21 protein-coding genes are annotated in these 19,276 nt (G+C 62.2%); 7 read left to right on the plus strand and 14 right to left on the minus strand.

Features of this window, described 5'->3' with window-relative positions:
- Position 1: 1 nt before the first annotated feature.
- From hisS to H8695_RS07855, 12 genes are all read right to left on the minus strand, one after another.
- A complete protein-coding gene (gene hisS / locus H8695_RS07800; RefSeq protein ID WP_249300429.1) occupies positions 2–1,267 on the minus strand; it encodes a histidine--tRNA ligase in 1,266 nt (421 codons plus the stop codon).
- Positions 1,268–1,336: 69 nt separating this feature from the next.
- Positions 1,337–1,744 carry a methylglyoxal synthase gene (locus H8695_RS07805; protein ID WP_249300430.1) on the minus strand — a complete coding sequence of 136 codons (408 nt, stop codon included), beginning with the start codon at positions 1,742–1,744 and terminating at the stop codon, positions 1,337–1,339.
- 34 nt (positions 1,745–1,778) lie between these two features.
- A complete protein-coding gene (locus tag H8695_RS07810; RefSeq protein ID WP_249300431.1) occupies positions 1,779–2,528 on the minus strand; it encodes a nucleotide-binding protein in 750 nt (249 codons plus the stop codon).
- Between the two features lie 166 nt (positions 2,529–2,694).
- Positions 2,695–2,868, minus strand: coding sequence for a hypothetical protein (locus H8695_RS07815; RefSeq protein ID WP_249300432.1), 174 nt, complete (start codon positions 2,866–2,868; stop codon positions 2,695–2,697).
- Between the two features lie 99 nt (positions 2,869–2,967).
- On the minus strand, positions 2,968–4,002 hold the full coding sequence (gene mnmA, locus H8695_RS07820; protein WP_249300433.1) for a tRNA 2-thiouridine(34) synthase MnmA: 1,035 nt from the start codon (positions 4,000–4,002) through the stop codon (positions 2,968–2,970).
- A 17-nt stretch (positions 4,003–4,019) separates the two neighbouring features.
- Entirely contained in the window at positions 4,020–4,448 is a 429-nt protein-coding gene (gene nifU / locus H8695_RS07825; RefSeq protein ID WP_249300434.1) for a Fe-S cluster assembly scaffold protein NifU, read from the minus strand.
- Positions 4,449–4,467: 19 nt separating this feature from the next.
- Positions 4,468–5,637, minus strand: coding sequence for a cysteine desulfurase NifS (gene nifS, locus H8695_RS07830; protein WP_249300435.1), 1,170 nt, complete (start codon positions 5,635–5,637; stop codon positions 4,468–4,470).
- A 54-nt stretch (positions 5,638–5,691) separates the two neighbouring features.
- Complete coding sequence (rnhA, locus tag H8695_RS07835) at positions 5,692–6,171, minus strand: ribonuclease HI (protein ID WP_249300436.1); 480 nt, start codon at positions 6,169–6,171, stop codon at positions 5,692–5,694.
- Between the two features lie 92 nt (positions 6,172–6,263).
- Positions 6,264–7,601 carry a GH1 family beta-glucosidase gene (locus H8695_RS07840; protein ID WP_249300437.1) on the minus strand — a complete coding sequence of 446 codons (1,338 nt, stop codon included), beginning with the start codon at positions 7,599–7,601 and terminating at the stop codon, positions 6,264–6,266.
- A 177-nt stretch (positions 7,602–7,778) separates the two neighbouring features.
- Positions 7,779–8,222, minus strand: coding sequence for a hypothetical protein (locus H8695_RS07845; RefSeq protein WP_249300438.1), 444 nt, complete (start codon positions 8,220–8,222; stop codon positions 7,779–7,781).
- A 32-nt stretch (positions 8,223–8,254) separates the two neighbouring features.
- Positions 8,255–8,905, minus strand: coding sequence for a ribulose-phosphate 3-epimerase (locus H8695_RS07850; RefSeq protein WP_249300439.1), 651 nt, complete (start codon positions 8,903–8,905; stop codon positions 8,255–8,257).
- Positions 8,906–8,935: 30 nt separating this feature from the next.
- On the minus strand, positions 8,936–9,406 hold the full coding sequence (locus H8695_RS07855; RefSeq protein WP_249300440.1) for a PTS sugar transporter subunit IIA: 471 nt from the start codon (positions 9,404–9,406) through the stop codon (positions 8,936–8,938).
- Positions 9,407–9,601: 195 nt separating this feature from the next.
- Here H8695_RS07855 and H8695_RS07860 point away from each other — a divergent pair, with 195 nt between their 5' ends.
- From H8695_RS07860 to gpmI, 5 genes are all read left to right on the plus strand, one after another.
- Positions 9,602–10,681 carry a polysaccharide deacetylase family protein gene (locus H8695_RS07860; RefSeq protein WP_249300441.1) on the plus strand — a complete coding sequence of 360 codons (1,080 nt, stop codon included), beginning with the start codon at positions 9,602–9,604 and terminating at the stop codon, positions 10,679–10,681.
- A 29-nt stretch (positions 10,682–10,710) separates the two neighbouring features.
- Positions 10,711–11,184, plus strand: coding sequence for a TM2 domain-containing protein (locus H8695_RS07865; protein ID WP_249300442.1), 474 nt, complete (start codon positions 10,711–10,713; stop codon positions 11,182–11,184).
- A gap of 166 nt (positions 11,185–11,350) precedes the next feature.
- A complete protein-coding gene (locus tag H8695_RS07870) occupies positions 11,351–12,538 on the plus strand; it encodes a phosphoglycerate kinase (protein ID WP_249300443.1) in 1,188 nt (395 codons plus the stop codon).
- A 64-nt stretch (positions 12,539–12,602) separates the two neighbouring features.
- Positions 12,603–13,373: a triose-phosphate isomerase gene (gene tpiA, locus H8695_RS07875; RefSeq protein ID WP_249300444.1), complete on the plus strand. Its 771-nt coding sequence runs from the start codon at positions 12,603–12,605 to the stop codon at positions 13,371–13,373.
- 19 nt (positions 13,374–13,392) lie between these two features.
- Positions 13,393–14,913, plus strand: a complete 1,521-nt coding sequence (gpmI, locus tag H8695_RS07880) for a 2,3-bisphosphoglycerate-independent phosphoglycerate mutase (protein WP_249300445.1) — start codon at positions 13,393–13,395, stop codon at positions 14,911–14,913.
- A gap of 49 nt (positions 14,914–14,962) precedes the next feature.
- Here gpmI and H8695_RS07885 read toward each other — a convergent pair whose 3' ends face one another.
- The gene (locus tag H8695_RS07885) at positions 14,963–15,940 is read right to left on the minus strand and encodes a hypothetical protein (RefSeq protein ID WP_249300446.1); all 978 of its coding nucleotides are present in this window, start codon (positions 15,938–15,940) and stop codon (positions 14,963–14,965) included.
- Positions 15,924–16,277 carry a helix-turn-helix transcriptional regulator gene (locus H8695_RS07890; protein WP_249300447.1) on the minus strand — a complete coding sequence of 118 codons (354 nt, stop codon included), beginning with the start codon at positions 16,275–16,277 and terminating at the stop codon, positions 15,924–15,926. The genes H8695_RS07885 and H8695_RS07890 overlap by 17 nt, the downstream gene beginning before the upstream one ends.
- 247 nt (positions 16,278–16,524) lie before the next feature.
- Here H8695_RS07890 and H8695_RS07895 point away from each other — a divergent pair, with 247 nt between their 5' ends.
- Positions 16,525–16,746, plus strand: a complete 222-nt coding sequence (locus H8695_RS07895) for a helix-turn-helix domain-containing protein (protein WP_249300448.1) — start codon at positions 16,525–16,527, stop codon at positions 16,744–16,746.
- A 140-nt stretch (positions 16,747–16,886) separates the two neighbouring features.
- The gene (locus H8695_RS07900) at positions 16,887–19,214 is read left to right on the plus strand and encodes a sugar phosphate nucleotidyltransferase (RefSeq protein WP_249300449.1); all 2,328 of its coding nucleotides are present in this window, start codon (positions 16,887–16,889) and stop codon (positions 19,212–19,214) included.
- The last annotated feature ends 62 nt before the right edge of the window (positions 19,215–19,276 follow it).

The raw sequence follows: 19,276 nt of genomic DNA on the forward strand, positions 1-19,276 counted from the left end.
GTCATCTCCTGTTTGTCATCTCGGTTACGATCTGGTCGAGATCGATCTCGACACTCTCGCCGGTCGCCATGTCCTTGAGTTTGGCGCGCCGCGATTCCAGCTCGCTGTCGCCGAGGATGAGGGTGTATTTTGCGCCGATTTTGTCGGCGTATTTCATCTGGGCCTTGAGCGAGCGCCCGACGATGTCCTTCTCGGCCGCGATGCCCGCCTGGCGAAGCTGTGTGACAAGCTCCAGCGCGCAGACGCCCGCCGGCTCGCCGATATTGCCGATGTAGACCGCGGGCCCCTCGGGAGAGGGAAATGCGTAACCTGCCGCCTCAAGCGTGAGCAGAAGCCGCTCGAGCCCCATGCCGAAGCCGATGCCGGGCAGAGGGTCGCCGCCGAGAATGGGAATCAGCCCGTCGTAGCGCCCGCCGCCGCAGACCGTGCCCTGGGCGCCGATCTCGTTTGAGACGAACTCAAACACGGTCTTCGAGTAGTAGTCGAGCCCGCGCACGATGGTGGGGTCGACCCGGTAGGGGATGCCGAGCGCGTCGAGGTTTCTCTTGACTGCGTCAAAGTGCTCGCGGCACTCGTCACACAGGTAGTCGAGAATGACCGGCGCGCCCTTTGCGATCTCATGGCAGACCGGCGACTTGCAGTCGAGAATGCGCATGGGATTTCTCTCGAGCCGGTCGCGGCAGGTCTCGCAGAGCTCCTCCACATGGCCTGCAAAATAGGCCTTGAGCGCCGCGTGGTACTCCTTTCGGCAGGTGGGGCAGCCGATGGAGTTGAGCGTGAGAGTCAGATTGCGGATGCCGAAGCGCTTGAAGACCGCGTCCGCCACCAGAATGACCTCGGTGTCGGCGTCGGCCGTGGCCGTGCCGAACATCTCAATGCCGAACTGGTGGAATTCCCGAAGCCGACCGGCCTGGGGCTTCTCATAGCGAAAGCAGCTGAGAAAGTAGGCCGTGCGCAGAGGCAGCGCCCCCTTGTCGAGGCCGTTTTCGAGCACGGCGCGCACCACGGGGGAAGTGCCCTCGGGGCGCAGCGTAATGGAGCGCCCGCCCTTGTCCTCAAAGGTGTACATCTCCTTTTGTACGACGTCGGTGGTGTCGCCGACGCCGCGCTCAAAGAGCTCGGTGTGCTCAAAGGTGGGCAGACGGATCTCGCGGTAGCCGAATGTCGAGAAGACCTCCGAGATGACCTGCTCGACATGCTGCCATTTGTGGATCTCGCCGGGCAGGATGTCGTGGGTGCCCCGGGGGGCCTTGGTGATGAGTGCCATATGGGTTCCTCCATTCACATGGGCGGGCACACGGCCCGCCCATGACAGATATACAAAGTATTGCCGGTCTCAGCGGATTTTGGGATTGACGATGTCGCGCCAGGCGAAGTCGCCGCGCGCAAGGCCCTGAATGAGAACCTCCGCCGTTGCGACGTTGGTGCCGATCGGGATGTTGTGCACGTCGCACAGCCGCATCAGCGCCTGCACATCGGGCTCGTGGGGCTGCGCGGTGAGCGGGTCGCGGAAGAAGAGAACAAGGTCGATTTCGTTGTAGGCAATGCGCGCGCCGATCTGCTGGTCACCGCCCTGGGGGCCGCTGAGAAAGCGGGTGACCTCAAGGCCGGTCGCCTCGGCGACGAGCCGCCCGGTTGTACCGGTCGCGCAAAGGGAGTGCTTGCTCAACACGCCGCAATAGGCGATGCAGAACTGGACCATCAGTTCCTTTTTCTTGTCGTGGGCGATGAGTGCGATGTTCATTCTATTCTTCCTCCCGTAAAATAAATATATCAGCCTACCAGAATTTTTTCAGAGCTACCTGCTCCCCCTCGAGCCGCCGGACAAGATCTTCTATCTGGGGGGCGACGGGAGAGCCGGTGCCGAGAATGCGGCGCACATTGTTCTGCAGCAGCGGCACATTCATATCGAGCGGCAGCAGCGCGATCAGCGGCAGACCGACCGTATCCATGATGGTGTCGATGTCGGGGGCGAGCCCCTGCTCGATGGCGCGCGGCTCCACCTTGTTGACAATGAGGTAGCCGTCGGCAAGCGGATTGTACTGGGTGAAAAAGCGGGCGATCTTTTCACAGTCGCGAATCGCCAGCAGATCGGGCGCCGTGAGAAGCAGCGCCGTATCACAGACCGTGAGCGCCACCCGTGTCAGCGCGGACGCACCCGCGGCGCAGTCGACGAGCACGGTGTCGTAGTCGCGCGCGAGCGCGGCGAGCGCGATTTTGAAGTTGTTTTCGCTCAGCGTCGGCGCGCCGAAGTCGGACCCCGATACGGCCAGATAGCTCAGTTCCCCGCCGGGGGTGCAGGCGACCGGCACGTCCTCGAAAGCGCACGTGCCGCTGACCGCGTCATAGAGGTTGTAGACCACGCGGTCCTGCACGCCGAGCAGCATGTCCAGATTCCGCAGAGCCGAGTCGGTGTCGACTGCGATCACGCGGCGGCCGCCGCGGCTCAGCGCCGTCGCGAGCTCGGCGGCGAGGGTGGTCTTTCCCATGCCGCCCTTGCCGGAGGCGATGGTGACGATCTTGCCCATGGGACCCCCTCTCCGGCCGCGGAGCAACTTTACCGGGCCTTGTATTTCACGCAAAATTAGACACAATGGTACAGTTTCTATATTAACACAGCGCCCCTTGTGAAGTCAAAAGAAAAGTGGCCGAAAAAGGGCGGGGGGACGGCCTTTTTGCCGTCCCCCCCTCGGGTCACTTTTTGTTTTCGATGGAAAAGTCGCGCAGCTCCTCGACGTTGTAGAGCGCCGGAATGGGCGCCCGGCTGTCGGCGTGGCGTTTGTTCGCCTGCGTCATGGGCCCTGTCAGATAGGCGCGCAGCGTGGGCTCCTCGCGCAGAGGCCTCTCGCTCTTTTTGCGTCCGGCCAAAGTTACCCCTCCTTTTTCGGATGAAAAAATCACCCGCTTTTAGTCTTCCCGAAAAAAGCGGATGATTGTAAAAAAACAAATATTGTCATTTTTGAAGTTTCAGCGGATGAAGCCGCCGCCGACGACGGTGTCGCCGTCGTAGAGCACGCAGCTCTGGCCGGGCGCCGGGGCGCGCTGGGGCTCGTCGAAGTCAACGCGCACCGCGCCGCCGCCGAGGGGCGTTGCGAGCGCGGCGGCCTCGCGGGCCGCAAAGCGGATTTTCGCCGTGACCCGCATCGGCGCGTCAAGGCGCTCAAACGGGTGGAAGACGCAGTCGGTCAGCGTGACGCCGCCGTGAAACAGCTCGCGCTCGTCGGCGGTCAGCGTGACGGTGTTCGCCCCGGCGTCAATGGCCGAGACAAAGGCCTGGTAGCCGAGCGACACGCCGAGCCCCTTGCGCTGGCCGACCGTGTAGCGGATGACGCCCCGGTGGCGGCCGAGAACACAGCCCTGCCCGTCGACAAAATCGCCCGCGGGCGACGCGCCCGTGTGCCGCTCGAGAAAGGCCGCGTGGTCGCCGTCCGGCACAAAGCAGATCTCCTGGCTGTCGGGCTTGTCCGCCGTGACGAGGCCCTGCTCGCCGGCGAGAGCGCGCACCGCCTGCTTGTCGAGTTCGGCGAGCGGCAGCAGCAGCCGGGCGAGCACATCCTGCCCGAGGCGGTAGAGCATGTAGCTCTGGTCCTTTTGACGGTTTGCGGCGCGCAGAAGAAGATGCCGCCCACCGGTCTGTGCGCGGGCGACGCGGGCGTAGTGGCCGGTGGCCACATACTCCGCGCCCAGGTCGTCCGCGATGGACAGCAGCGTGTGAAACTTGACGGACGGATTGCAGACCACGCAGGGATTCGGCGTGCGCCCGGCGCGGTATTCGGCGGCAAAGGGGGCGATGACATACTTCTCAAAGCGCTCGGCGACATCCGCCGTAATCAGCGGGATGTCGAGCGCCGCCGCCACGCGCCGCGCGTCGTCGACGGGGCTTGCCGCGTGGGGAATCTGGAGCATGACGCCCACGACGTCAAAGCCGGCCTGCTGCAGCAGGCCGGCGGCGACGGAGCTGTCCACCCCGCCGGAGAGGCCGAGTACCACGGTCTGATTCATGGCGGTGTCTCCTTATGTCACTCGTGGGCGCAGCAGGCACAGTTGCCGTCGCAGCCGACGATGGGTGTCGGATCGACGCCCTTTCTCTTATAGTAGTCGATGATGGCCGACTTGATGGCCTCCTCGGCGAGCACCGAGCAGTGCATCTTGACGGGCGGCAGACCGTCGAGCGCCTCGGCGACCGCCTTGTTGGTGAGTTTGAGCGCCTCGGCGACGGTTTTGCCCTTGACCATCTCGGTGGCCATGGAGCTCGTCGCCACGGCGGCGCCGCAGCCGAACGTCTTGAATTTGATGTCGGTGATGACCTCGCTGTCGTCGATCTTCATGTAGATTTTCATGATGTCGCCGCACTTGGCGTTGCCGACCTCGCTGACGGCGTTCGCGTCGGGGATCTCGCCGACGTTTCGGGGATTGCTGAAATGATCCATTACCTTTGCGCTGTACATGGGGCGTTGTCTCTCCTTTCTATTTTGCGGCCTTTTCGTAGAGCGGCGACATGGCGCGCAGCTTTTCGATGACGGGGGGAATGACCTCGAGCAGATAGTCGATGTCCTCCTCGGTGTTGTCCTCACTCAGCGACAGGCGCAGCGAGCCGTGCGCGAGCTCGTGGGGCAGACCGATGGACAGCAGCACATGCGACGGGTCGAGCGAGCCCGAGGCACAGGCAGAGCCTGTCGAGGCGCAGATGCCGTTCATGTCGAGCATCAGAAGAATCGACTCGCCCTCGACATAGGGGAAGCCGATGTTGACGTTGCCGGGCAGGCGGCGATCACGGTCACCGTTCAAAAAGGCCTCCGGCACCTTGAGAAGCCCGTCGATGAGCCGCTCGCGCATGGCGAGCACCCGGCGGTTGTTCTCGGCCATGTTGCCGACGGCGAGCGTGAGGGCCTTTGCGAGCCCCACGATGCCGGCGACGTTCTCCGTGCCGGCGCGCCGGCCGCGCTCCTGTCCGCCGCCCGCGATCAGATTGTCAATCAGGATGCCGTTTTTGATGGTCAGCACGCCCACGCCTTTCGGCCCGTGGAACTTGTGCGCCGAGAGCGAGAGCATGTCAATGCCCATTTTCGCGATGTCGATCGGCACATGGCCGACCGCCTGCACCGCGTCGGTGTGAAAGAGGATCCCGTGCGCATGGGCTGCGGCCGCGAGCTCTTCGATGGGCTGAATGGTGCCGATTTCATTGTTGGCGAACATGATGCTCACGAGGGTGGTGTCGGGCCGGATGGCCGCCTTGAGATCTTCGACGCGCACGATGCCGTCGCTGTGGACGTCGAGATAGGTGACCTCAAAGCCCTCTTTCTCGAGCTGGGCCATGGTGTGAAGCACGGCGTGGTGTTCAAATTTGGTGGTGATGAGGTGCCGGCCCTTCTGGGCGAAGCGGTGCGCGGCGCCCTTGAGCGCCCAGTTGTCCGCCTCGCTGCCGCAGGCGGTGAAGTAGACCTCGCTCGGCTTGCAGCCGAGCGCCTGCGCAACATCGGCGCGGGCTGCGTCAACGGCGGCCTTGGCCTGCGCGCCGATGGAGTAGAGGCTCGACGGATTGCCGAATTCGTTTTGGTAGTAGGTGCTCATGGCCTCAAAGACCTCGGGATGTACTTTTGTGGTCGCCGCATTGTCGGCGTATACAAAGCGTTTCATGGCAGTTCACTCCTTTGCCGGATGGCATCGAGCCATCCGCATATCACAGGTGGTTTATTGGGGCAGGCTGTTCTCCTGCTCAAAGGCTTCGTCCACAGCCGTCGGGGCACGGCTCGCCGCCACCGCCAGCTCGTCGCAGCGGTTGTTGCCCGCGTTCGACTCGTGGCCCTTGACCCAGACAAAGCGCACTTTGTGGCGCTCGAGAAGCGCCAGAAGCCGCTGCCAGAGATCGCGGTTGAGAGCGGGCTTGTTGTCCGCCTTGCGCCAGCCGCGCCTCTGCCACGAGTCAACCCAGCCCTTTTCAATGGCGTCGACAAGGTACTTCGAGTCGCTGTAGAGAGTGACGGCGCAGGGCTCCTGGAGCAGTTCGAGCGCCCGGATGGCGCCGAGCAGCTCCATGCGGTTGTTTGTGGTGCGGCGGTAGCCCTCGCTGAGCTCGCGCCGGTGCGGGCCGTACTGCAGGATGGCGCCGTAGCCGCCAGGGCCGGGGTTCCCGCTGCAGGCGCCGTCGGTGTAGATGGTCACTTCTTTCATGATGGAAGTCCCTTCGTCCTAAAGTATACTACTTTGGTAGATAATTCGCAAGAGGGTTTACCATCTCATTTTATCCGCTGCGGCAGCGCCGGTCAAGAGCGGCGGTGGTCCCGGATGAAATCGCGGTACCAGAGCGCGCTGTCCTTGGGCGTGCGCTCGCCCGTGTCAAAGTTCACATGGGTGATGCCGAAGCGCCGGGTGTAGCCGTGGGCCCATTCGAAATTGTCAAGCAGACTCCACACATAGTAGCCGCGCACATCGACCCAGTCGAGCAGCAGCTGTTCGACCGCCTCGATGTGACGGCGCAGATAGTCGGTGCGCTTCTCGTCGTGGACGGCGCCGCCGGTGAGCTCGTCGTCAAAGGCGGCGCCGTTTTCGGTGATGTAGAGCGGCTTTCTCAGAGTGCGGTAGACCCGTTTGCAGACGTCGCGCAGGCCGTCCGGATCGATAGTCCAGCCCATGTCGGTGGCCTCGTCGCCGGGGTCGTCGGCGAGCACACAGTTCATCTGACTGGGGCAGTGCGCGGCGCGCACGCGGGCGCGCGTGTAGTAGTTGACGCCCACAAAGTCCACGGGCTGCGCGATGATCTCCATATCGCCATGGTGCACATCAGGGTGGCATTTGGCGCGCCGCAGAAAGCCCGCGGGAAGCGGCGGATAGCGCCCCTCGCCGAGCGCGCTTAAAAACCACTCGTTGTAGAAGAGGTCGAGCTTGAAGCGCGCGAAGCGGTCGCGCGGCCTGGGGGAATCCGGGACATATTTGACCAGGTTGAGTACGATGCCGATCTTGGAGCGCAGCCCCGCCTCACGAAAGCGCTGCACCGCGAGTCCGTGGGCGAGCAGAAGATGGTGGGCCGCGGCCATGGCCTTTGCCATGTCGCGCTCGCCCGGTGCGTGCTCGCCGGTGATGTAGCCGAGGCTTGCGATGACCGACGGCTCGTTGATGGTGACCCAGTAGTCGACGTCGTCGCCGAACAGCGAGAAGAGCCGTGTGGCAAAGTCGGCGAAGACCTGCGCCGTCTCACGGCTGGCAAAGCCGCCGCGCCGCGCAAGCCAGACAGGCAGATCCCAGTGGTAGAGGGTCGCCATAACGGAGATGCCCGCGTCGTGAAGCGCGGCGAAGAGCTCGCGGTAAAAGCGCACGCCCTGCTCATTCGGCTCGGGGGAATCGGTGGGAAACAGGCGCGGCCAGGAGAAGCTCATCCGGTAGGACGTCACGCCGAGCTCGCGCATGAGCGCCACATCCTCGCGGAAGCGGTGGTAGTGGTCGCAGGCGACCGCTCCGTCGCTGCCGTCGGCGATGCGGCTGTGGTCCTCGCAGAAAGCGTCCCAGATGCCGGCGGTGCGCCCGTCCTCGAGGGCCGCGCCCTCAATCTGGTAGGAGGAGGTCGCGACGCCCCACTCAAAGTTCTTTGGAAAGAGATTGGTCATGTGACACCTCGCCTTTCACGGCGCTCGGCCGAACTGGTATTGTCACCCAGTAGCATTGCCATTTGGACCCTACTTATTACTATTACCGCGTATCGCATCGTGTGACGGCCGCCGCGTAAACCGCGCAAAAAAGGGACTGCCCTGCGGCAGTCCCCACTTGAATGGGAAAGAAAAACATCAGCTTCTGTGATTTTGAATGGTGATCCAGAGGTGACCGGCCGCGAAGACGGCGGCTGCCAGAGCCAGCAGCCAGTGCCGCAGCGCCAGAGCACTGAGCGAGAAGATGGCCGCTGGAAGAACGGCGAGCGCCAGAGCCCGCGGCAGTGTCTGTGCCCTGAAATAGAGCACCCAGACGACGAGGTAGGCGAGCAGCAGACCGGCGACTGCGAACAGGTAGAAAAGAAAGCCGGCCACGCTGAAAAAGCCGAATTCCCCCACGCCCAGAGGCAGAATCATCAGGGCCATACAGGCGCAGCGCCCCACCTGTTCGGCCGCGGCGGCCACCCGTGGGACACGCCGGCTCTGCGCTGTCCCCGCGCCCCTCGCGGCCCAGAGAAGATTGGGCACGAGCATCACAGCGACGACTGCAAGGCCCATCCAGCTGATCCAGTTTAACTGCATAAGTATCCTCCCGTGTCGGGGCGTCGGCGGCGCTACTCGCCGACGATGCGGCGGATCTGCTCGACGCGCTCGTCGAAATGCTCCGCGCGAAAGAGCGCCCGGCCGACGACAAACCGGTCGGCGCCGGCCTCTTTGACCAGCGGCAGCTCCTCGAGGCCGACGTTTCCGTCGACGAGGATGTGGGCGCTGTCGCCGAAGATCTCGCGCGCCTCGCGGATGCGCTCGAGCGTGTAGCGGTTGAATTCAAACTGGCCGTTGTCAGGCTCGCCCGTCATGATCTGCAGATAGTCGATCTTGCCGACGTAGTAGCGCATCTCGTGCAGAGATTCCAGCGGGAAGAGCGCGATGCCGGGGGAGGAGCCCATGGCGCGAATCTGCTGAATGAACTGGCTCGGATAGAGCACGTGGCGCGGGTGGAAGAGAACGCTGTGGATGTTGCCGATCTGTCCGAGACGGTCGATGTAGTACGAGGGATTTTGCACCATCACATGGACGTTGAAGCCGATGTCGGAGTACCGGCGCATCCCCTCGAGCACTTTCATTCCAAAGGAGATGTTCGGGAAAAAGTTGCCGTCCTGCACATCCACGTGCATGGTCTCGAAGCCGGCGCGGTCGACTTTCATCAGCTCGTCGTGCAAAAAGAGATGGTCGGCTGAATTGATGGATGGAAAGACTGTTTTCATGATGACTCCCTCTGTTTTAGACGATGATTGCTACTCGGCGAGCACATAGGGGCGCAGCATCTCGTAGACGCGCGCAGGGTCGTGCTCGGCGCGCAGCGCCGAGATGGTCTCGGGGCTCTGCACGATCTTCATGAGATTCTGCAGCATGGTCAGGTGCATCTTGCCGTTTTGCAGCACCAGAATGAACACGAGCCCCACGCCGATCTTCTGCTCCTTGTCAACCATACTTGAAAAGGGCACGAGCTCTTTGAGCGTGATGGCGAGAACGGCCGAGGCGTTTACATGGCTGCTCTCGACGTGGGGAATGGCCACATTGACCTCGCCCACCGGCACGCCGGTGGGGTAGCTCTGCTCCCTCTCGCAGATCGCGTCAAAGAAGCTGTCTTTGACAAGCCCACGTTCGCGCAGCAGCGCCGCCGCCCTCTCAAAGATCTCCGTGTCGCTCGACGCCTCCATATCACAGACGACGAGATCGCGGTCAAACAGTATCGCCTCGCCCATGGCAGTTGCCCTCCCAAACATTGATTTTGTCGGAATATTCGAGTTCAGTCCTATAGTATCATCATATGGAATCATTCGTCAATTCCATACCGGCGTATTATTACAGTTGTCTTACAAATCCCAAAAAATCTGGATTTTGGCGTGAGGGCTATTATAATAGAGACGTAGAAATCTGTTATTTTGAGGGAGCGTCTCATGCGAAGAAAACTCTGCGCGCTTGCGCTGACTGTTCTGCTGCTTGTGCTGTCTGTCTGCCCGGCCTCGGCCGACGGCGGGTGGAGAGTTCTCTTTGACGACGAATTTTATACCGTCCCGGACACCACTCCCATGGTGGTGCAGGACGGCGTGGTCTACTTTCCCATTGACGAGTTTCTCGAGAAGTTCTCGGCGACCTACATCTACGAGGTCTACTCGGGGAGCCTCACCATCTTCCGCGACAAGCAGATATTGACCATGAACATCTACAGCGGCCGTGTTGTGACCGATGACAAGCGCGTTCTCTACGCGAAGACCTTTTTCACAAACGGCACGTTCTATGTGCCGGTGGAGTTCCTCTGCGGCGAGTTCGGCGCGTCGTTTTCGCTGCTGTCGGACGGCACGCCCCGCATCGTCACCAAAAGTACGCTGACAAATCTGCAATTTGAGCTGATTCAAAGCACCATGACAAGCGAGAATCCCGGCTCGAAGAGCGAGCCGTCGGTCTATGTGTCGCTGCGCGAACTGACGCCCGCCCGCGTCAGCGAGGCCATGGGCGTTCTGGAGGACAGCGGGCTCAAGGGCGCGTTCTTCTTCAGTGAGATCACCATCAAGCGCTACCCCGCGACGGTGCGCCGCGTACTCGCGCGGGGCCACACGGTGGGGCTCACGCTGTCCGACAGCCAGCTTGCGCGCGGTCTGTCGGCCTCGTCGGTCGCCGCCGCAATCGAGAGCGCCAACGACGCCTACCAGAAGATCACAAAGCAGCGCGCCACTCTCGTCTACATCGACACGGGGGGCAGTTTCTCCGCCCAGGCGCGCAACAGACTCTACCAGAACGGCTACCGCATGTGGGGCGTGAATCTGCCTCTGCCGTCGTCGGTCGGCGGGACAAAGGCGAGCTCGGCGGACATTCTCACCGTGCTCGGCCGTGTGCGCTGGGACATCTGCATCGGCGTGACAAACAGCGCGGAGTCGGTCTCCATGCTCGATGCGGTGCTGCAGGGCGGCGGTTCCTACCGGCTGCGCCCGCTGACACAGACGGCCACTCCGATTAATTACCAGCAGGATATCAGATAGTAAAAATACTCATTGTAAAGGAGCTTCCCATGTATTGCAGAGTGTGTGGAGAACAGTATGAGACCGGCAAGCCGAACTGCCCGAGGTGCAAGGCCGCTGCGGGCGTGGGTACGAACTATTGCTACAACTGCGGCGAGAGGACGGTGCCGGGCTCGGCGGTCTGCCCGAAGTGCGGCGCGGTGCTCTATGTCAACAGCGGCTACCAGCCGGGCGCCGGGCAGAGTTACCAGAACACAAACCAGGGCCCCTGGCAGCAGCCCTACTACGGCGCGCCGAGCGGCTACAGTCAGAAGTCGAAGCTGGTCGCGGGACTGCTGGGCATCTTTCTCGGCTACATCGGCATTCACAACTTCTACCTGGGCTTTACCAGCCGCGCGGTGCTCCAGATTGTGGTGACGGTTCTCACCTGCGGCATCGGCGGGCTGTGGGGCTTCATCGAGGGAATTCTCATCATCGCGGGCAACATTCAGACCGACGCCAACGGCGTGCCGCTGAGGGATTGAAAAGAAACCGCCAAAAAGGGAGGGAACCCCCTCCTTTTTTTGCGTCTGGAGACGTTTGCGGGGTTGCGAAACGGCAAAATATTTGATATTATTTTCACGATATGGGTTTTTCCCATTCCTCTGGAAAGAATATGGAAATACTGAAATATTTTATGAGGTGAAAGAGATGTTAAACAAGAAGACCATCGAAGACATTGACGTAAAGGGCAAACGCGTATTTGTGCGCTGCGACTTCAACGTCCCGCTGAATGCCGACGGTGTCATCACCGACGACAAGAGAATCCGCGAGTCGCTCAAGACCATCAAGTATCTGATGGACCACGGCGCGAGAGTCATCCTGTCCTCCCATCTCGGCCGCCCGAAAGGCGAGTTCAACATGAAGTACTCCCTGGCGCCGGTCGCCGCCCGTCTGTCTGAGCTGCTGGGCGTCGAGGTGAAGATGGCAAAGGACGTCGTCGGCGAGAGCGCCAAGAGTCTTGCCGCCTCTCTCAAAGACGGCGAGGCAATGCTCATTGAAAACGTCCGCTTCCACAAGGAGGAGGAGAAAAACGACCCCGCATTTGCCAAGGAGCTCGCCTCCATGGCCGACATCTATGTCAACGACGCGTTCGGGACCTCCCACCGCGCCCACGCCTCCACCGAGGGCGTTGCGCAGTATCTGCCGGCTGTCTGCGGCTACCTGATCCAAAAGGAGATCGAGGTCATGGGCAAGGCCCTGTCCGATCCGGCCCGCCCGTTTGCGGCGATTCTCGGCGGCGCAAAAGTCTCCGACAAGATCGGCGTCATCAACAACCTGCTTGACAAGGTCGACATTCTCATCGTCGGCGGCGGCATGGCCTACACGTTCATCAAGGCGCAGGGCGGCGAAATCGGCACATCCCTGTGTGAGGAAGACAAGCTCGACCTCGCCCGCGAGATGATCAAAAAAGCGCAGGATAAGGGCGTGAAGTTCCTGCTGCCGGTCGACACCGTGGTTGCGCAGGAGTTCAAGGCTGACGCCGAGGCCAAGACGGTCCGCGCGGGCGAAGTTCCGGCCGGCTGGATGGGTCTTGACATCGGCGAAGAGACCATCAAGCTCTTCTCCGACGCGGTCAAATCGGCCAAGACTGTTGTCTGGAACGGACCGATGGGCGTGTTTGAGTTTGAGCGCTTCGCCAAGGGCACCAAGGAGATCGCCAAGGCCGTGGCCGAGTCCGGCGCCATCTCCATCATCGGCGGCGGCGACTCTGCCGCGGCGGTCGAGCAGCTCGGCTTTGCCGACAAGATGACCCACATCTCCACCGGCGGCGGCGCCTCTCTCGAGTTCCTCGAGGGCAGAGAGCTGCCCGGCATTGCCGCGCTCAACGACAGATAAACCACTGACACTCATTGACGGTGCGGGTTCCGCGCCGTCAATGTTCATGAGAGGAGAATATGGAATGAACAAGTCCCTGCGCCCGGCCATCATCGCCGGCAACTGGAAGATGAATAAGCTCTCGATGGACACCATGTCCTTTTTCTACGATCTCAAGCCCCTGATCAAAGAGGCCAAATGCGACGTCGTCGTCTGCGTGCCGTTCACGGACATCGCGACCGCGGCGGTCGCCTCCAAGGGCGCCAAGTGCAAGCTCGGCGCGCAGAACTGCCACTTTGAGCCCAAGGGCGCTTTCACCGGCGAGGTGTCGGTCGACATGCTGCGTGACGCCCAGGTCGAATATGTCATCATCGGCCACAGCGAGCGCCGCCAGTACTTCGCCGAGACCGACGAGACGGTCAACAAAAAGCTCAAGGCGGCTCTTGCGGGCGGCCTGATTCCGATTCTCTGCGTGGGCGAGTCGCTCGAGCAGAGGGAAAACGGCGAGACGCTGGCCCTGCTTGAGAGCCAGATCAAAAAGGCCTATGAGGGAATCGACGCGAAAGACGCGAAGAAGATAGTCGTCGCCTATGAGCCCATCTGGGCCATCGGTACGGGCAAGACCGCCACGGCCGACGAGGCGGAAGAGGCGATCGCCCACATCCGCGGCGTGCTCGCCTCGCTCTACGGCGACACAGCGCAGAACATCTCCATTCTCTACGGCGGCTCGATGAACGCGAAGAACGCGGCCGAGCTCGTCGCGAAGCCCAACATCGACGGCGGGCTCATCGGCGGCGCTTCGCTGGTCGTCGACGACTTTGTCACCATCATCAACGCTGCGAGCGCGCAGAACTGATTCGCGAAAGGACTTGCACATGAAAAGACCAGTTACGCTCATCATCATGGATGGCTTTGGCTACCCGAGAGAGGGTTACAAGTCAGCCATTCTCCCCGAGAATACGCCGAACATCACCGAGTATCTCAAAACTTACCCCCACACCACCATGTACGCTTCGGGCCTCGCGGTGGGCCTGCCTGACGGCCAGATGGGCAACAGTGAGGTCGGCCACACCAACATCGGCGCGGGCCGTGTGGTCTACCAGGAGCTCACCCGCATCACAAAATCCATTCAGGAGGGGGACTTCTTTGAAAATGAGGCGTTCCTCGGCGCGGTGGAAAACTGCAAAAAGAACGGCACCGCGCTGCATCTGATCGGGCTTCTCTCCGACGGCGGCGTGCACAGCCACAACACCCACCTCTACGCGCTTTTGGAGCTCGCGAAGAAGCAGGGACTCGAGAAAGTTTATGTCCACTGCCTGCTCGACGGGCGCGACGTCGCCCCGACTTCGGGCGCCGACTTTGTCGCCGAACTCGAGAAAAAGATGGCCGAGATCGGCGTTGGCAAAATTGCGACTGTCATGGGCCGCTACTATGCCATGGACCGCGACAACCGCTGGGAGCGCGTCGAGAAAGCCTATGCCGCAATGGTGTACGGCGAGGGCGTTGAAAACGCCGACGCGGTGGCCGCCGTACGCGAGTCGTATGAAAAAGAGGTGACCGACGAGTTCGTACTGCCGACCGTGGTCGCGAAGAACGCGCAGATCGGCCCGAACGACTCGGTGATTTTCTTCAACTTCCGCCCCGACCGGGCGCGCGAGATCACAAGAACATTCGTCGACCCCGCGTTCGAGGGTTTTGCCCGCAGAAAGGGCGTCTTCCCGCTGGCCTATGTCTGCATGACGCAGTACGACGCGACCATGCCGAACGTGACGGTCGCGTTCAAGCCGCAGTCGCTGAAGAACACGTTCGGCGAGATTCTGGCAAACCACCACATGACTCAGCTTCGCATCGCCGAGACTGAGAAGTACGCCCATGTGACGTTCTTCTTCAACGGCGGCGTCGAGCAGGTCTACGAGGGCGAGGACCGGGCGCTGATCGCGTCGCCGAAAGTGGCGACTTATGATCTGCAGCCCGAGATGAGCGCGCTCGAGGTGACCGATACCGTCATTGCGCGCATCGAGAGCGGCAAATACGACGCCATCATTTTAAACTTCGCCAACTGCGACATGGTCGGTCACACCGGTGTGTACGAGGCGGCCTACAAGGCGGTTGAGACGGTGGACAGCTGTGTGCGCCGCGTGGTCGACGCCGTGGCAAAGCAGGGCGGCGTGTCGCTGATCACCGCCGACCACGGCAACGCCGAGCAGATGGCCGAGCCCGACGGTTCGCCTTTCACGGCCCATACGACGAATCCCGTGCCTTTCATTGTGGTTGGCTGCGGCGACGTCAAGCTGCGCGAGAGCGGCAAGCTCGCTGACATCGCGCCCACCATGCTCGACATCATGGGCCTTGAGCGCCCCGCGGAAATGGACGGCGAAAGCCTGATTGTTCACTGATAGACAGCAAGAGAGCCTGTGTCTCACGACACAGGCTCTCTTTTTGTGTTCAGTTCTGCCGGGCGGCACGAACGACGGCATCGACCGCGTCGAGCAGCAGCGCGAACAGAATGAGCCCCAGAAAGAAGTACGGAAAGTTTGAAAACAGATTGACAAGAAAGGTGTTCTGCGCGCCGAAGAGGATGGGGACCTCCGCCTGAAAGGCGGGATTTACAAGGCCCGGCGTTGTCAGCCAGAGCACCGAGAGAACGGCCGACACGGCGTCGGCCGCGAGGGTGGTGAGCATGACCTTTTGGTCGTAGCGCCCGCGCATGAGCTTGACAGTCTCGCGCACGATGCCGGCCGCGCTGAAGAGCGCGATGAAATACCAGGTGGCGCGCACGGCCGCGGTGTCAAAGATGGGTACGAACCGGCCCGACGAGTAGATGCAGAAAATCTGCGGCGCCGAGAGAAACACGGCCAGAAAGAGAACCGATATGCCAATGCCGAACAGACACTCCCACCGTGAGACGCTCTGGCGCTTCTTCGGCACAGGCGGCAGATCGTCGAGGTTCAGCCCGTCGCCGAGGTCGACGTCCCTGTGATGGAACACGGCGAAGAGAACGGTCACAAAGGCAAAGGCGTACACCAGAGCAGAGATCAGAATGCCGAGCCACTCAAACAGAATCGCATACCACGGCCCGGTGGGAGAGACGAGCTGCGACACGAGGCAGGCGACCGTCATGCCAAAGACCACGCAGGCGAGCACGATGCCCAGCACCAGCCGGTAGACGGCGTAGTGGGGCGCGCCGATCAGGCAGTTCTTGCGGCCCTCGGTGTATTTTTCGCGCAGTTCGCCCGGACTGCCGAGCTCGGTGAGCACCACCCGCACATCCCGGTCGGCCGGGACGAGCTCGCCGCAGCGCTCGGCGAGCATATCGTCGATCAGGCCGTACAGCTCGCGCGACACGTCGGCGCGCAGCTTTGCGGGCAGGCGCTTTGTCACGGCGTAGACATACCGCTCAATCAGATCATTTGGCTGTTTCATCTCTCAAATCCTCCACCAGTCTGTTGACGTTTTCGGAAAAGCTGCGCCAGTGCGCCGCGACCCTTTCCAGAACAATCCGCCCGTCGGCGGTGATGACGTAGTACTTTCGCGGCTTCGGCCCGTTGGTCTCCCACTCGCTTTTCAAAAGTCCCTGCGCCTCGAGCCGCCGCATCAGCGGGTAGAGCGTGTTCGCCTCCATGGGAATGCCGTTGTCCTTGAGCTTCCTGACGAGGCTGTAACCGTACATGGGCTCTCGAAGCTGGCTGAGCACCAGAAGAATCAGCGTGCCGCGGCGCAGCTCCAGCACGAGACCGCTGACGATTTCATCGTGGTTCACGGAACTCCTCCTCATACGATATTGTGTAAAAACATTATAGTGTATGATGCACACTATGTCAAGCGAATCAGAAAAACAGCTGCCTGAAACGCAGCGCTCCCATGTCTGTGGGATTCGCAGACTGGCAGTACATCCATCGCCATATACGCCGCCTCTGAAAAATCATGGCAATTTTACTATCAAACGATAGTGTAGTTAATACTATTGTATGATAGTAAATTAAGATGCCTCTTAAGAGGTGAGCGATATGCCATATCCGCGTCTCAGAGATTTGAGAGAGGACCGGGAGTTCATGCAGAAACAGGTTGCGGCGGTCCTTGGCATTGACCAGCGCACATACAGCAACTACGAGACGGGCAAGCGGAGCATTCCGGTGAGCCTGCTCTGCCGGCTTGCCGATCTCTACGGCACAAGTACCGACTATATCCTCGGCAGAACCAATGTACTCGAGCCATACCCCAAGCGGTGAAAAAAGGAAAGACAGCCCCCGCGGCAGACGCCGCGGGGGCTGTCTTTTTTTGCGGCCACTTTGTTTTTTGAAATAATTTCCTCTCAAAGCGGCAATACTACAGATATCTGTCAGAAAATACGCGAATGGGAGTGCTTTCTTTGAAGGGAATCATCATGGCGGGCGGCGCGGGCTCGCGCCTGCGCCCGCTCACCTGTAAGCTGCCAAAGCCCATGGTGCGGGTGGTCGACCGGCCGGTCATGCAGTACAGCGTCGATCTGCTGCGCCGGGGCGGCATCACCGATATCGGTGTGACGACTCAGTATCTGCCGCGCAAGATCGAACAGTACTTTGGCAGCGGAGAGAAGTTCGGCGTGTCGCTTCGCTACTTTGAAGAGCGCTCGCCGCTCGGCACGGCAGGCAGTGTGAAAAACGCGCAGGAATTTCTCGACGAGAGCTTTCTGGTCATCAGCGGCGACGCGCTCTGCGATTTTGATTTGACGGCGGCCGTGCGCTTTCACAGGGAGCGTAAAGCCGATGTCACGCTCGTTCTCGCGCGCGTCGATACGCCGCTTGACTACGGGGTGGTCATGACCGACCGGCAGGGGCGCGTCACCCGCTTTCTGGAGAAGCCCGGCTGGGACGGCGTGTTCGCCGACACCGCTAACACCGGCATCTACCTCATGGAACCCCATGTGCTCGACGAGATTCCCGAGGGGCGCATGTTCGACTTTTCAAAGGACCTCTTCCCCAAACTTCTCGCGCGGGGCGCGAAACTCTACGGTTTTCTCGCCGACGGCTACTGGTGCGACATCGGCGACGTCGAGGTCTACCGGCGCGCAAACGCCGATGTGCTGCGCGGCGCGACCCGCTTTCCGGCGCCCGCTGCTGCGCCGTCGCCTGTCGGTGTCACGGTACACGGCCCCTGCTGCATCGCGCCGGACTGCGAGATCGGCGAGGGGGCCGTCATCGGGCCGCTCACCGTTCTCTCAGCGGGCTGCCGCGTGGGGGCCGGCTGTGTGGTCGAGAGAAGTCTGGTCGGCGCAGGCTGTGTGATCGGGGCGGACTGCGAGCTCCGGGGCGCCATTCTCTGCGACGGGGCACGTCTCGGCGAGCGCGTTGGCTTACAGCCGGGCGCGGTCGTCGGCGAGAGCTGCGCCGTGGGCGACGACGCCGTACTCCGCGAGAATGTGAAAATCTGGGCCGGGCTTACGCTCCCGCAGGGGGCCTGTGTGCGGGAAAATCTCGTCCGGGGCGGCCCGCGCGCCTGTCTGTTTGAGCAACAGTGTCCCTCGGGTCGCTTCGGCGAGGAGATCACCCCGGAGTTTGCAAGCCGCCTCGGCGCGTCCTTTGCGGGCGTCGAAAAGGGGCTGCGCCTGGCGGTGCAGCACGACGGCTCGGCTGCCTGCGCCATGCTCGCGCAGAGTCTGCTCGCGGGCATTCGGTCGGCGGGCGGCGAGGCGCTCGATCTCGAGAGTGGCTTTGACGGGGCGCTGCGCCAGAGCGTGTGCGATCTGCACTGTGACGGCGGCGTCTTCCTCGCAGCCGCCGCCGGGGAGATCCGCTTTTCCCTCTGCGACCGCTACGGTCTGACGCTGCCGCGCGAGTGGGAGCGAAAGATCGACATGGCTTTCTCACGGGAGGACTTTGAGCGCGCGGGGCTCGACGGTCTGCAGCCCGCGGCGCGCTACAGCGGCTCGGTGCAGGACTACGAGCGGGGACTTGCGGGCCTCGTGGATCCGCTGACGGGACTGTGCTGCCGGATTGAGTGCAAGAACACGGCGCTCTTCAAGAGCCTCGTGCGTGCGCTCTCCCGGCTCGGGGTGTCGATTGGCGCCCGCGGAGAGCAGGCCCCGGGCTTTGCCGTCGGGGAGGACGGCTCGCTCACCCTCACTGATGAGACCGGCCGCACGCTCTCGCCCGGCGAGCGCGACGCCGCCCTCTTTCTGGCGGCCGCCGCGCGGACGGCGGAGGTTGCGGCCTTCTACCAGGCGCCGGTCTGCCTCGACGCGCTCGCGCACGAGTGCGGCGTCACGCTGCGCCGGGTGCTCATGACGCCGGCCGACCGCGGTGACGAGGCGGCGCGCGCTCTCATGGCGGCCCAGCGCGTCTACAAGGATGCGGGCGCGGGGATCGTGGTGCTTTTGGACTATTTGCACCGGGAGGGCAAGACGCTCTCACAGCTGCGCGCGCAGCTGCCGGGCAGAGGGTATGCCGCGCGTGAGGTCCCGGTCGACGGGCGGCGTAAGTCGGCCGCCATGCGTGCGCTCATTGAGAGCTGCGCCGGTCCGTGTGAACTGGTCGAGGGGGCGCGCTTTCAGTCGGGCGACGCGGTTGTCGTGGTGGTGCCCCAGCGCGCCGGACGCTTCACTGTGCGGGTCGAGGCGCCCGACAGCGAGCTCGCCGAGGAGCTCTGCGGCTTCTACTGCGGCGAGCTTGCGCGCTTCGCCGAGGACGGTCCGCTTGACAAGGGAGGGCAACAGGGTTAAAATAAAAACAATGTATGTGATCGGATGAGGAGTCCGCCCGGGCGGACTCCTCGCTTTCAGTT

Origin of the sequence: Feifania hominis, assembly GCF_014384765.1 — a bacterium.
Lineage (GTDB): Bacteria > Bacillota > Clostridia > Oscillospirales > Feifaniaceae > Feifania > Feifania hominis.

Excerpts from the sequence above, each read along its gene's own strand:
- nifS (WP_249300435.1), bottom strand. The coding sequence starts at position 5,637 with ATGAAACGCTTTGTATACGCCGACAATGCGGCGACCACAAAAGTACAT.
- H8695_RS07850 (WP_249300439.1), bottom strand. The coding sequence starts at position 8,905 with ATGAAAACAGTCTTTCCATCCATCAATTCAGCCGACCATCTCTTTTTG.
- mnmA (WP_249300433.1), bottom strand. The coding sequence starts at position 4,002 with ATGAATCAGACCGTGGTACTCGGCCTCTCCGGCGGGGTGGACAGCTCC.
- hisS (WP_249300429.1), bottom strand. The coding sequence starts at position 1,267 with ATGGCACTCATCACCAAGGCCCCCCGGGGCACCCACGACATCCTGCCC.
- H8695_RS07885 (WP_249300446.1), bottom strand. The coding sequence starts at position 15,940 with ATGAAACAGCCAAATGATCTGATTGAGCGGTATGTCTACGCCGTGACA.
- H8695_RS07855 (WP_249300440.1), bottom strand. The coding sequence starts at position 9,406 with ATGGGCGAGGCGATACTGTTTGACCGCGATCTCGTCGTCTGTGATATG.
- gpmI (WP_249300445.1), top strand. The coding sequence starts at position 13,393 with ATGAAAAGACCAGTTACGCTCATCATCATGGATGGCTTTGGCTACCCG.
- H8695_RS07805 (WP_249300430.1), bottom strand. The coding sequence starts at position 1,744 with ATGAACATCGCACTCATCGCCCACGACAAGAAAAAGGAACTGATGGTC.
- nifU (WP_249300434.1), bottom strand. The coding sequence starts at position 4,448 with ATGTACAGCGCAAAGGTAATGGATCATTTCAGCAATCCCCGAAACGTC.
- rnhA (WP_249300436.1), bottom strand. The coding sequence starts at position 6,171 with ATGAAAGAAGTGACCATCTACACCGACGGCGCCTGCAGCGGGAACCCC.
- H8695_RS07865 (WP_249300442.1), top strand. The coding sequence starts at position 10,711 with ATGTATTGCAGAGTGTGTGGAGAACAGTATGAGACCGGCAAGCCGAAC.
- H8695_RS07860 (WP_249300441.1), top strand. The coding sequence starts at position 9,602 with ATGCGAAGAAAACTCTGCGCGCTTGCGCTGACTGTTCTGCTGCTTGTG.
- H8695_RS07895 (WP_249300448.1), top strand. The coding sequence starts at position 16,525 with ATGCCATATCCGCGTCTCAGAGATTTGAGAGAGGACCGGGAGTTCATG.
- H8695_RS07870 (WP_249300443.1), top strand. The coding sequence starts at position 11,351 with ATGTTAAACAAGAAGACCATCGAAGACATTGACGTAAAGGGCAAACGC.
- tpiA (WP_249300444.1), top strand. The coding sequence starts at position 12,603 with ATGAACAAGTCCCTGCGCCCGGCCATCATCGCCGGCAACTGGAAGATG.
- H8695_RS07845 (WP_249300438.1), bottom strand. The coding sequence starts at position 8,222 with ATGCAGTTAAACTGGATCAGCTGGATGGGCCTTGCAGTCGTCGCTGTG.
- H8695_RS07810 (WP_249300431.1), bottom strand. The coding sequence starts at position 2,528 with ATGGGCAAGATCGTCACCATCGCCTCCGGCAAGGGCGGCATGGGAAAG.
- H8695_RS07840 (WP_249300437.1), bottom strand. The coding sequence starts at position 7,601 with ATGACCAATCTCTTTCCAAAGAACTTTGAGTGGGGCGTCGCGACCTCC.